The organism is Candidatus Omnitrophota bacterium, from assembly GCA_013791745.1.
Classification (GTDB): domain Bacteria; phylum CG03; class CG03; order CG03; family CG03; genus CG03.
This window is the reverse complement of record VMTH01000142.1, coordinates 1-12226: the sequence shown is the minus strand read 5'-3', so window position 1 is coordinate 12226 and position 12226 is coordinate 1. Positions and strand designations below refer to the sequence as shown.

Annotated in this window: 13 protein-coding genes; 1 reads left to right on the top strand and 12 read right to left on the bottom strand. The window is 50.6% G+C overall.

All coding sequences use genetic code 11. The features are described from left to right. The 3 genes from FP827_06770 to FP827_06760 all read right to left on the bottom strand — a co-directional run. The coding region (locus tag FP827_06770) for a hypothetical protein (protein ID MBA3052771.1) at positions 1-323 on the bottom strand (323 nt) is incomplete at its 3' end. A gap of 48 nt (positions 324-371) precedes the next feature. Then, a complete protein-coding gene (locus tag FP827_06765; GenBank protein ID MBA3052770.1) occupies positions 372-1466 on the bottom strand; it encodes a hypothetical protein in 1095 nt (364 codons plus the stop codon). 9 nt (positions 1467-1475) lie between these two features. After that, positions 1476-3020 carry an arginine--tRNA ligase gene (locus tag FP827_06760; GenBank protein MBA3052769.1) on the bottom strand — a complete coding sequence of 515 codons (1545 nt, stop codon included), beginning with the start codon at positions 3018-3020 and terminating at the stop codon, positions 1476-1478. A 67-nt stretch (positions 3021-3087) separates the two neighbouring features. Here FP827_06760 and FP827_06755 point away from each other — a divergent pair, with 67 nt between their 5' ends. Next, positions 3088-3984, top strand: a complete 897-nt coding sequence (locus tag FP827_06755; protein ID MBA3052768.1) for a hypothetical protein — start codon at positions 3088-3090, stop codon at positions 3982-3984. A 50-nt stretch (positions 3985-4034) separates the two neighbouring features. On the opposite strand, the gene FP827_06750 is transcribed toward FP827_06755, so the two are convergent. From FP827_06750 to FP827_06710, 9 genes are all read right to left on the bottom strand, one after another. After that, positions 4035-5186 (bottom strand): Fic family protein, encoded by a 1152-nt coding sequence (locus FP827_06750; GenBank protein ID MBA3052767.1) that lies wholly within the window; start codon positions 5184-5186, stop codon positions 4035-4037. A 170-nt stretch (positions 5187-5356) separates the two neighbouring features. Then, positions 5357-6610 carry a hypothetical protein gene (locus FP827_06745; protein ID MBA3052766.1) on the bottom strand — a complete coding sequence of 418 codons (1254 nt, stop codon included), beginning with the start codon at positions 6608-6610 and terminating at the stop codon, positions 5357-5359. Next, the gene (locus FP827_06740; protein MBA3052765.1) at positions 6611-7396 is read right to left on the bottom strand and encodes a hypothetical protein; all 786 of its coding nucleotides are present in this window, start codon (positions 7394-7396) and stop codon (positions 6611-6613) included. A 57-nt stretch (positions 7397-7453) separates the two neighbouring features. Beyond that, the gene (locus FP827_06735) at positions 7454-8050 is read right to left on the bottom strand and encodes a hypothetical protein (GenBank protein ID MBA3052764.1); all 597 of its coding nucleotides are present in this window, start codon (positions 8048-8050) and stop codon (positions 7454-7456) included. A 52-nt stretch (positions 8051-8102) separates the two neighbouring features. Beyond that, entirely contained in the window at positions 8103-8942 is an 840-nt protein-coding gene (locus FP827_06730) for a hypothetical protein (GenBank protein MBA3052763.1), read from the bottom strand. Between the two features lie 79 nt (positions 8943-9021). Further along, positions 9022-9792 carry an inositol monophosphatase gene (locus FP827_06725; GenBank protein ID MBA3052762.1) on the bottom strand — a complete coding sequence of 257 codons (771 nt, stop codon included), beginning with the start codon at positions 9790-9792 and terminating at the stop codon, positions 9022-9024. Further along, positions 9785-10108, bottom strand: a complete 324-nt coding sequence (locus tag FP827_06720; GenBank protein MBA3052761.1) for an aspartate 1-decarboxylase — start codon at positions 10106-10108, stop codon at positions 9785-9787. Before FP827_06720 ends, FP827_06725 begins: the two co-directional genes overlap by 8 nt. Positions 10109-10221: 113 nt before the next feature. Continuing rightward, positions 10222-11703, bottom strand: a complete 1482-nt coding sequence (locus FP827_06715) for a mannose-1-phosphate guanylyltransferase/mannose-6-phosphate isomerase (GenBank protein ID MBA3052760.1) — start codon at positions 11701-11703, stop codon at positions 10222-10224. Positions 11704-11737: 34 nt separating this feature from the next. Beyond that, positions 11738-12178, bottom strand: a complete 441-nt coding sequence (locus tag FP827_06710) for an O-antigen ligase family protein (protein MBA3052759.1) — start codon at positions 12176-12178, stop codon at positions 11738-11740. Positions 12179-12226 lie beyond the last annotated feature (48 nt).

The window sequence follows — 12226 nt, the reverse complement described above, 5'->3', positions numbered from 1 at the left end:
TCAAATAAGTCCTGTCCGGTGTAATTGATTCCCGGCTTAACTGAGAATGCGCAGGAAAAACCGGCCTCTTTCACAAGTCTCTTCACATCCTCGTTATAATAGCTCTGCTGGGTTTTGGACCATCTTTCCACCATCCTGTCGCGTACCGCGTAGCAGAGCCCCATGTATTTGTCGTAATCAGTCGCCGAAAACTCGTCTTTCGCCCGGGTGTAACGCAAATGATTTTTTATGGATAAACGCAGCGCCGACGAGTCCATGCGCTTCCTGTAATTTTTTACCAGGTCGTCCTGTATCTCTTTTTTCTTTTTATCTTCTTCTGTCATCCGTTCCGCCTTTGTGCCATGTATAAGCTTGCCGCTATTCTATGATTCTCACCTGTTCTTGTCAACTGTATTTACTATCGTGAAGAGGACTATTTCCGATTTTGAACCCAGCCGCATAGGAGGGCCCCATGTGCCGGCGCCCGATGTTGTGTAGATATACGAATCTCCCTGACGGTAAAGGCCGTAGGGATGTTTGTAATAAAGTTTAACGAGCAGGTTGAAAAAAGGTATCTGTCCCGCATGGGTGTGGCCCGAAAACTGGAGGAAAACCCCCCTCTCGGAGGCTTTATCAAATATCTCCGGACGGTGCGACAGCAGGATGACCGGCAAGCCTTCTGGATTTTCAGGCAGGGCTTTGGTGAGCTCCGCATCACCCGCGTCATCATCCACCCCCGCAAGGATCATCTTCCCTTTTATTGAAACGCTTTCATTTCGCAGCATCCTTATTCCGGCTTTTTCCGCGAAACTCTCAAATTGTTTCACTCCGCTGTAAAATTCGTGATTCCCCGTCACGGCGAACACGCCGTCTGAGGCTGATAATTTACCGAGCGCATCAATGAATAATTTCTTCTTTGCCTCAAGCGCGCCGTCGCAGAAATCTCCGGCTATGACAATAAGATCCGGTTCAAGGCTGTTGACTTTCGCCACCAGGTTCTCCAGCCACACAGGAGATTTGTTGTCTTCCAGGTGGATGTCGGAAAAAGCGGCAATCCGGTATTCTTCCTCTCCGGTAAAATGCGGACTGAAAAGTTTTATATTTCTGACAGCCGTGTGCTTCGCGTTGATAAAGGCCGCAAGGCTCAGAATAAGCGTTACCGCAACCGCTATGGCGGTGAGAGTTTTGGCTTTCCCTTTCAGAAATATGGACAAAAGATCCCTGAGAACGAAGACGGCAACCGAGATAGACATCACTCCCATCCATATCTCTCCGTAGGCAAGGACAAAACCCACGCCGTATTTTGACTGTATCATCCTGCCGATAAAATAAGAGAGCCCGCTGATACAATAAAAGACCGTTAAAAAAACAGCGCGCTGCCGCCCTATCCCGAAATCATTCCTGATGCGCGCGTAACTGTAATAATGCACGCCTGAGTAAACGAGCGACATTATCAAAAGGAAGACTATGAATTTCGCTATTATCACCGGCGCAAGCTACATTTTCTCCGGCGCTGTTATTCCAAGAAGAGCCAGTCCTGTTTTCACCGTATCCCGCACCCGGCCGGCTAAAAACAGCCGCTGTGAAGAAAGAAGCAGCTCGGGTGCATCAAGCACCTTGTTGCGGTCATAATATCCGTGGAAGAGGCCGCAGAGCTCCATGAGATAGACTGTTATGTGATGCGGCGCGCGCTCAGACGATGACAGGGCGGCTTTGTCCGTGAATTCGCATATTTTTTTAATGATGCCGCGCGCTTCCTCGCCTATCAGATCACCGCAGGGTGAGGCCTTTATGCCCATTTCGCCGGCCTTTTCAAATATGGAGCATATCCTGGCGTGAGCGTACTGCAGATAATAAACGGGGTTCTTGCTGGAATGTTCTTTCGCCAGATCCAGGTCAAAGTCAAGCTGGGCGTCGCCTTTTCTTGAAACAAGGAAAAAACGCACGGCGTCGGCGCCCACCTCATCTATAACATCGTCGGCGAGCAGAAAAGTGCCGTCCCTCTTTGACATTTTAAGTATCTCGCTGCCGCGCTTGAGGCGCACGAGCTGATAGAGTATTATTTCAAGCTTTGCGGGGTCCCTGCCGAGGAGCCCCAGGGCGCTTTTCAGGCGCCCGACATATCCGTGATGATCCGCGCCCCATATGTTTATGCAAATATCGGCTTCGGTGAATTTTTCATCATGATAGGCGATGTCCGAAAGAAAATATGTAGGCTCGCCGTCTTTTTTGTAGAGCACCCTGTCCTTGTCATCCCTGTCGCTGACATCGAGCCACACGGCGCCGTCTTTTTCAAAAACGGCTTTCTTCTCTTTCAGCTTTTCAAGGGTTTTGCTCACATGGCCTTCCTCATAAAGTTTTTTTTCGCTGTAGAACAGGCCAAATTCTATACCCAGCCGCGAGAGAGTCTTCTTTATCATCCCCAGTATGCGCTCCACAGCCATGTCACTGATCTTCTCCACGCTGTCGGAGGATGACACATCCGCGGCTATGACGCTGACACAGTCAAGCGAATAGCCGCCTTCGGGCGCCGGAAGGCCGGCTTTCGAGGCGAGGATGGATTCCCCCAGCAGCCGCACCTGGCGGCCCCTGTCGTTGACATAATAATGCGTCATCACATCATATCCCGTAAATCTGAAAATTCGCGCCAGCGCATCGCCCATGACGGCTCCCCGAAGATGCCCTATGTGAAGAGGTCCCGTGGGATTAGCAGAAACGAATTCTATCAGTATCTTTTCTTTCTTCGCGGGGAATGCCCTGTCACCCTCATTGAGCATTTTCACGAGCGAACGGACGGCCAGTTTCATATTAACAAACGGCAGCAGCACCCGCACTTCTTCGAAAAGCCCGGTTTTTTCAAGAGCTCCGGCAAGATCCTCGGCGGCTTTTTTCTTGTTTTTAACCGCCATCTTCACGGCCGCGTTAGTCGCGTAATCGCAGTTCGTGAATTCCGGCGCTGTCATCACGTCGAAATCGCCTGTTATCTCCTCGCCCAGAGCATCCAGGGCCCCGCGAACACTCTCCCTTATAAAATCCAGCATTTGTTATTCCCCCCGAACATTAGAACTTTCCACACAGCAGGTTTATATTCTATAATAAAATCGCATTATGCTCAATTCCAAAGTTATAATCAATCCCTCGTCAGGAAGAGGAAAAGGCGCGCTGCTCGCGCCGCGCATCGCCCGGGCGCTGGACATCAAAGACGAAGATATTGTTTTTGCCGACAACCTCGCGGATGCCGGGAAAAAAGCGGAACATTTCGCCATGATAGGCGTAAACCCCGTTATCTTCTGCGGCGGGGACGGCATGCTGGGCGAGGTCTTAAACGGCGTTTTGAGAGTGTCTTCCAACGTGGCCATAGGCATAATCCCCGCCGGCATGAGCGATGTGGCCGCTTTGAGCCTCGGTATACCGCGGCGTTTTGAAGACGCTGTCGGGATCATAAAAAGAGGAAAAACCCAGAGAGTTGACAGCGGCGTTGTCATCCATCCGGGAGGGAAAAGATATTTTTATTCCATGGCCGATTTCGGCTTCACCGCCGATATTGTCAGGATCGCCGAAAACAATCTCTTTATAAAGAAGGCCCTCGGTAAAAAAGCCCATTATGTAGCGGGTTTTTATAAACTGCTCGCGCGCAAAAAATTCTTTGACATCACCTGCGGGGATTATAGAGGGAGATCTTTCCAGGCCATCTTTATGAACGGCCTGTTCTGGGGAGGCGGTTTCCGGTGGGGAAATGATTTCTCGCAGAAAGACGGTACCGGCGATCTGCTGGTGTTTGAGAGAATGAACATATTGCGCCTGATAAACATTTTAAGCGCTCTTGTGGGGGGAAGAGAAATAAAAGGCCTCACGCGCCTAAGAACATCATCCGCCTTTCTGAGATCTGAAAGGCCCGTCCCATGGCACACCGACGGTGAATTCATGGGCTTTCTCAGAGAGGCGGAAATAAAAATACTCCCCGCCTCGGCGCAATTTCTCTGCGAACCCTCCGCCGTCATCTAGGAAAATGGGGACGGTTCTGTTTTTTCCCAAATCAATGGGGACGACGGCCATTAATCCAAAGACGGAAAAATCAATTCATATGAAACATTCCTGCCTTTTTGCGCGTTGGCTGCCAATATATTTTTTTGCACCATATCAGATATATCCCTGTACGCCGTGGCCCTGCTCACCTTTGTCATTCCCACATACTTTATGGTGGTTAACCCACCCTCAAAGCCGCCTTCGCCGGCATCCAATAAGCGGTTGATCACTTTTCGCTGATTTATATTCAATGCGCTCTGGCTATGCTTTTGCCAAAAAAGAGCTTTCTTGATTATATTCCCTATGGACGCCTCAGAATCCTGTATTGAATGCGTGTAACAGTTTAAAAACCATAAGAGCCACTCCGTGATATCAAGAGAGCCCTTCTGGCTTTTTTCCAGGATTTCATAATATGATTTTCGCTCAGCCATTATTCTGCCGGACATAGAGTAATATCTTTTAGCTGTGTTTTCGTCCTGAGCCAGGGCCATATCGGTCAGCGCGCGGGCTATTCTCCCATTTCCATCCTCAAAAGGGTGAACAGTTACAAAATAAAAATGCGCTATGCCCGCCCGCAGCAAACCGTCCGGCGATTTCTTTTTGTTCGCGCGGGCCGGATTGAAAGGGTTTCCTTTTTTCCACCAGTTCAGAAAGAGTTTCATTTCAAAAGGGATCTTCCCGCCCGGCGGCGCTTCATAATGCACTTTTTCTCTGCCAATCGGCCCGGACACCACCTGCATAGGGTTTTCCTGCCTCCATCTGCCCGTAACAATCTTTTTCAATCCCGAATAACCTGCCGGAAACAGGGAGGCCTGCCATGATTTTATACGGCTTAAAGTGAGAGGTTTTTTATAATTTTCCTGCGCATCAATGATAACATCGATTAAACCCTCCGCGTTTCTGTCCGGGCGCTTTAAATCCGACGACGGCAAACCCAGTTTCCTGACAATTGATGACCTCACGGATTCCCTGTCAAAGAGCACGCCCTCTATAGCGGCTGTTTTGATTGTTTCCTCTATCAGTATTTCGGTTCTTGACTCCTGATTTTGATCAAGGCCCATTGATGATATTCTGCTCAGCAATTTACCCTGCGCCAATCTCGCTTTGCCCAGCACATTGATCATCTCATCGTTCCGCCATTTGAAATTCGGCCATCCCTTTAAATTCCATATATACCTCATATGCGCCCCCCCCCCCCTATAATCGCTTCATTCTATGAAGCGATTATAGCGCATTATCGCTTCATAAGCAAGGCGGGCGGACAAATGGGAATCAATGGTGACCTGCCTGCGTGCCGAAGCGCTGCATCCGCCGAGGCGGGGCACTTCGAGAGGCTGGGCCGGTGGCCCTATCAGAGATAAAGCAGGACGCAGTTGACCAGGAGCTGCTGTATTGTGTCTTTCTCGCCGCCCAGGGGGAGCTTGATCTTCTCCCTTTGAACTTTCTGCGCGATTATGATTATTTCAAAGGGATCTACCTCAATGCTGAAATTATCCCCTTCTTTTATCTTCTCAACATCTATGGAAAAATCTTTTGACACCTCGGTGAATTTGACCCCGTCCACGTGCGCCTGCTTATCCACGATAAAGCCCGAAACGTCTTTGGACGGCACGAGTTTCGCCGAAACGACCAGCTTGTCCGGCCGCAGATCTATTTCAAGAGACAGCACCCCCGCGGGCAGATTGTCCTCGAGAAAAACAATATTCTGTTTTTTGGTGCCGCCCCTCCGCACCGGCATGGCCGACTTCATAATCTCCACCCTGCCGCCGCCGACTTCAATTTGAAACTGCGCCGGGACAATATAGGCGAACTCTGGAACGCCGGAACCGGAAACAGCCGCCTGGATGACCGCATCGCCCGGCCGGTTGAAACGCTTCACCTTCACCGCCGCGAGGCCCTTTTTGTCCGTCATCACCGAAACGGGTTCGATCAAGCCCGTGTTCCTGGCAAAAGTGAAATCCACATTCACGCCCCTGACCGGCTGATCCGTGCGGCCGACGACACTCACAAGCACGCCGATATCGCCCCGAAGCTCGGTTTTTGTGTCGCCCGCGCGCGGATATTCAAGATTCCTCACCTTAACTCTCGTGACAAGTTCTTTTATCATGTTTTCAAGTTCGGATTTTTTCACATCCGGCAGCAAATCATTCGCCTTAGCCGCCGAAAGCGTCATTATCGCCTCTATAACCTGGTCCTTCGCGGCAAGCTTTTTGCTTTTTTTAACGGAGGATGTAAAAATGCTGTTGATCTCCTTGATCCGCCACGCTTCCCGCAATTCCTTCGCCGCGGCATCGGCGCGCGGATAGGAGGCGAGCATGTAGCAGATATAGATCCCGGAACCTATGTCCTTGTCATAAGCCTCTTTTATTAAATCAAGTTTCGTGCGGTCAAAATGTTTTCCCACATACGAGGAAGAATCCATGACAAGTTTTCTGGAGGTTACTTTTTGCGCCTCGGCCTTATCCGTGGCGCTTGAAGACGCGAGAAAATAAAATTTCTCGGAGCTCTCGCTCGGCGAGACAAACCACGCGGGAGGCGCTCCTGAAAGCCGCGAGGGCGCGGCCAGCAGAGGTATAAGGACGAAGATCAAAAAATAAAATTTCAATTAATTTTTTCTTCTGACAGGGGCTTTTTTCTCTCTTCTCTCCTGTATAAGATCCTTTCGCTGCTTTTGGCCGGATTCCAGTATCCGTTTTTTTCTGGCTTTGAGAACCTCTTTCCGTTTCTTGATCACTTTCTTCCTGAGCTCTTTGCGCCGTTGCTGGTTTTTTGCCATCCGCGCATGTATTGCCCGCATATCCTCGGACATTTTTTTGCCCAACTGCGGTTTGGCGTAAAGGCCCACGCGGGCCTCCTGCATCTTTTTCACAATTTGGGCGCGCTTGGATAGCTTGCCGCTTTTTTCGTAATGCCTGACGCCGACCTTGCCGTCAAAGACCGCCACGCGCGATTCTTTGCCCGCTTTCACGGCGAACTTTGTCCCTCTCACGGCGCAAACCGCCTGGGGCGTCCGCACCCTGTAATCAAGGCCCTTTTCTATCTCGGAAAGGAGTTCGCCCATTTCAAGATCAAAGATCGCGCGCTTGAGAAAACTGTCCTCGCCATGGAGATCATCTATTTTAAGCAGCGAGTTCGGCCCGATCTCAAAAATCGTGCCGTCTATCAGATAGACTTCGCAGCTTCCGTCGGCGAAAGTCTTTATTATGTCGCCGCTTGAGAAAATGTCATCCTTGACGACCATCGTCCAGTCCTGTGAATTTTTTTTAAGCGATTTGACCTCGCCGGAGACGCTGTTTACGACAGCTCCGTAATCATCCCGAGCCGGCAAACTTTCAGCTCCGGCCGATGATATACCGCAGAACAAAAGCAGACAGAAAGCGATTTTTTTCATAAATTCTCCGCGACAGCCCGGCTCAATCCGGCGGGCCGTCCTGATAATACTTCCGGATTACTGCAGTTTATCCAGCAGGCCCATGGCTGCCTCTTCCGCGGCTTTGTTATTTTCCTCTCTCGCTTTTGAGGCGAGGCCGTTGATCGCCCTGTTTCGCGCTTCTTTGTACTGCTGGACGGGAAGCTGGAAAAGAACGGAACAGTTATAAAAATATTTGACGCCAACCTCCGTCACCTCTTCCACTTTCTCATAATAACTCTCCGCCGGAAGCAGTCCGCTGATGTTGATATTATCGGCCGTCATCGCTATGCCGTCCTGCACAAAGCGTCCGAGATCCTCACCGGGAAGATTGGAGCCGCGGGTGTTCTGCACGAATTCCGTCTTGGCCTTTGTCTCAATGGCTTCGGCGACATTCTTCATGGCCTCGGCTTTCGCCTGCCTCAAACCCACGGCGTAATCGCCCACGCCTTTGAGCGCGCCGGAAAAATACATCGTGGTTTCATCCTCAAAAAAAGGCACAATCACCCACTCCGGGGTTTTGTCGGCGCTTTTCTCAACAACCTTCTGGCTTCCAACAGGCCGCACCTTGGCTCCGCCGCAGCCGGCGATAACGAACACAGAAACCGCAGCTGTCAAAACAACAAATTTTTTCATCTTAACTCCTCCCGAGAAACAGGCATAAGCCCGCTTCATCACACCCGCCGCGTCATTTCGCGCGGGTCACAATTATCAGATTTTTTTCGGCGTGCGGCACAACCGACACGCTGTAATCTTCCTGCCCTTTGAAAAATTTCATATTGAATGTGCTGCGGCTTTTTCTGCTGGCGGAAATCTCAAAACCCTTTTCCGCCATGTTCTTCTGGTAGAACAGTTTGATGTCCCGCGTGGCCGCGTCAGTTTCAATAATTTTTATTTCTATACCGTCTTTTGTTTCCCCCATGAGAACAGCCCCCCCGGGATAATCAACAGCGGTAGCTTCGGCCTGCGCGCCGGCTAAAGCCGGAGCCGCGGCCGCCTTGGACGGGGTTTGTCCGGGCTGGACTTTCTGCACCGCGGGTGCGCTCTTAAAGACAACGAATTTCAAAAGAGCTATTATGACAATGGCTCCCACGGCGGCGGCTATAGGCGCCACAGGCAGGGCTTTCCCACCGCCCGGCTTCTTTGTCTTGGCTATTTCCTTTTTGCCTGACGGGATCTCTTCATATTTCTTGATCAGCGCGTCTATGTCCCCGCCTTCCTGATCCTTTGACTCTCCGGGGGTTTGAACAGCGGAAGACCGGCTGCCCGCATCATCCCCACCAGCGGCTCCGGAAGAGCTGTCCGCGGAAGCGCCATCTGATAACGCTGAACCGGCGGGCTCATACGGCGCGGGCGGGTCGTCGCTGAAAACAGGCCTTTCAGCCGGAATTGCGGGCTCGTCGATGAAAACGGGTGTTTCCGCCAGAGGAATGTCTTTTTGCGCGTCACTCCCCTCGGTATCGCCCAACGCCGCGGCGAGACCCTCTATATCAATATCTTCCCCAAAACCTTCCCTGTTTTCTTCCATAATTTTTATCTCCTACAAATACTTTACGCTAATCGTCTATTTTCTAAAATTTCCGGCCTGTTTGTCAATGTAATCTTTGTCACGGTTTTATAAGATCAAGGATTTCGTCATGAAAACGCCCGTTGGAAACGACATAACCCACGGTGTCGGGCCCCCACACGCCGCCATCAAGTTCCGTCGCGGCGCCGCCGGCTTCCTCAACTATGAGAAGGCCCGCCGCGAAATCCCACACGACATCGCAGAACTCAACTTCAAGCTCCGCGCGGCCTGCCGCTATGTGACAGAGCCCGGCGACCGTCGAACCCAGCATCCGTATGTTAAACACTTTGTTATGAAGCCTCTCCAGAGCCGCGAGATTTCTTTCGGGAACTCTCGCTATGGAGCTGTCAAAAAACATCGTCGCGTCTTTAATGTCTCTGTCCGAAACGGATATTTTTTCGCCGTTAAGAAAAGCCCCCCCGCCCTTATGCGCGTAGAAAAGCTCATTTGTCATCGGCATGCATATGACGCCCAGGGCCGGAGCCCCTGCTCGGCACAAAGCTATGGATGTGCCGAAAATATCAAGGCCTTTTATGTAATTGTGCGTGCCGTCGAGGGGATCTATTATCCAGAGGAACTCGCCGCCGCAGTCGGCGCGGCCAGATTCTTCGCTGAGTATGCTGTCCGACGGAAATCTTTTTTTCAGCCCGCCGATGATAAGTTTTTCAGCAGCCTTATCCGCCGGAGAAACCAGTGAGCCGTCAGCCTTCTTCTCAAATTCAATTTTCCCGCCGAAGCAGCCCTTTAAGAGACTCCCCGCGCCGAGGGCAAGCTCCTGGGCAGCTTCAAGCCTTTTTTCTATCTCACGCATTCAGTATCTTAGGCTCCAGGCGTTCGTCAGCGGTGACAAAGGCATAAGCTATTATGCACACATCCTGGCCCGGATCTCCTTTTCTCGCGGCCGGCCCGTAAAGGATAACAGCGTTTGAACCGGCTTCTTCCGCTATGACGTATGTCTCAAACCTCTCACCGTTATCGTAATTGAGGACATGCACCTTATCGCCAGCGGCTATGCCGACTTTGGCGATGATGTCCGCGTCCAACCCTATGCTGCCCTTGTAATGCAGTTCCGTGAGGGTGATCTTCACCCTCTGTATCTTCGCTCTCAAAACCTCTTTCAATACCATAAAGCTTCACTCCCTGAAATTAACTTGCGTTTATTTTAGCAAATTCCGCCAAAAAAGCCATTGTTTTTTCGCGACGAACATCATGAATAGCGACGTAGCATGTCCGGCGATTTTTACACTCTGCCGAAATCGTCATCCAAACGAACGATATCGTCCTCCTCAATGTATGAGCCGTGCGCGATCTCAAGGATCTTCGCGGTCTTGCGGCAATTGTTCGTGAGACGGTGCGGCGCCCCTCTGGGAATTTTTATCCGGCCGTTTTCATTTAATTTGTGAATCTTTCCGTTGAGCTCGACCTCAACTTTTCCCGTGAGAACAAGCCACTCCTCACTTCTTTTGCTGTGCTTCTGCAAACTCAGCGAACGCCCGGGGAGCATCTCTATGACCTTCACCTTATAATTGTCCGCCCTCTCCAGTGTCTTGAAACTTCCCCAGGGCCTGCGCACCTTGATATGATTGACCAGCTCCTCTCTCCCCTTAAGCTTTTCAACGGCGCGCTTGACATCCTGTGAACGGCCTTCAGCCATTATCAGAAGGGCGTCGTCCGTTGAGGCGATCCGCAGATCCTTAACGCCTATGAGCGAAACGGTTTTCCCCGTTATTGAATAGACAAGATTGTTTTCCGAATCCAGAGAAATGACATCCCCCCGGCAGGCGTTCCCTTTTTTGTCTTTTTTCGTGACCTCATAAACGGAATCCCATCCGCCCAGATCATTCCAGCTGCCGTCATAAACAACGACAGCGGCCTTTTTCGTTTTCTCCATAACGGCGTAATCAAATGAAATGGAGGGGAGTTTTTTGTAAAACCCGCCCAGCTTATCAAAATTTTTCCCGTCCCACTCCTGAAAACCGCGCCATATCCCGGGAGAGTTTTTTTCAAATTCACCGCTGAAAACAGACGCCGCCGCGACGAATATACCGGCGTTCCAGAAATAACGCCCCGATTTCAGGAATTTTTCCGCTTTCGCCGCTGAGGGCTTTTCCACGAATTTCTCCACCGCCCTTCCTGCGGTATTAGGGACGGTTCCTATTACCCGCCCCCCGTCGGCCTTCGCGGCATATGCCGAAAGCCCTTTAGGACTAAGCTTTCCGCCGGCCTTTATATACCCGTAACCCGTTTCGGCCCTGTAGGGCTTTATACCCAGAGCCGTTATGTATTCTTCACCAGCGGCCTCTTCCGCTTTTTTGAGCGCCGCTATAAACTTCGCCTCATCCTTTATCAGATGATCCGCCGGAAAAACAAATATAGACGGATCGGCATTTTTGGCTTCTGCCCGCGCCGTAATCGCCCTCAGGCCCAGCGCGATGGCCGCCGCCGTGTTTTTTCCCACGGGCTCCGCGAGAATGTTTTCCAGCGGGAAATCTATCCCGCCTTCTTTGAGATGGTCTCTCAGCAGAAAACGGTATTCCGCGTTTGATACAATAAAAACATTTTTGGCTCCCGCCAGCTTCACGCCCCTTGAAACAGCCGACTGGAGCAGGCTCGTCTCGGACGCTATCCTGAGAAAAAACTTGGGATAGTTTTCCCGCGACACGGGCCACAGCCTCGTGCCCTTCCCCCCCGCCAGAATCATAACCTTCCTATTATTTTTCATGCCTGTCCCCTTTTTTTGTTCCGTCGTTCCATCTTTATTTTTTATCCTGACTATTTTTAGGAGCCAGAGCCCTTGACATCGCCAGGCCCATCAAGAAATATATCGGATAATATATCTCAGCCCTGCAGAACAGATCATCCGTCATCCCGCACATGCCTTCCGCCGCAAAACCAAACAAAAGCCCCACCAAGATATATTTTTCAAATTTTCCAACATCCGGATGTTTTATTCTTCTGAGCATCTCCTTGAAAAACGCGTATATCACCCACAAAAAACTTATCAGCGCAAAAATCCCGCTCGCCACCAAAATCTGCAGATAAGTATTGTGTGCATGAGAAAGTTTCCCCCCCCACGAATACGGTGATTTGATATTCTCGTATACATTACCCAACCCCACACCAAAAAGGGGATTTTCTTTTACTAATCTTGCCGCATCTTTCCACATGCTCAACCTTCCACCAAGATTAAGGTTCATTCGATTCTTATAATAAGATTGGGTATTAAGCAAAAAAATTACAAGAGC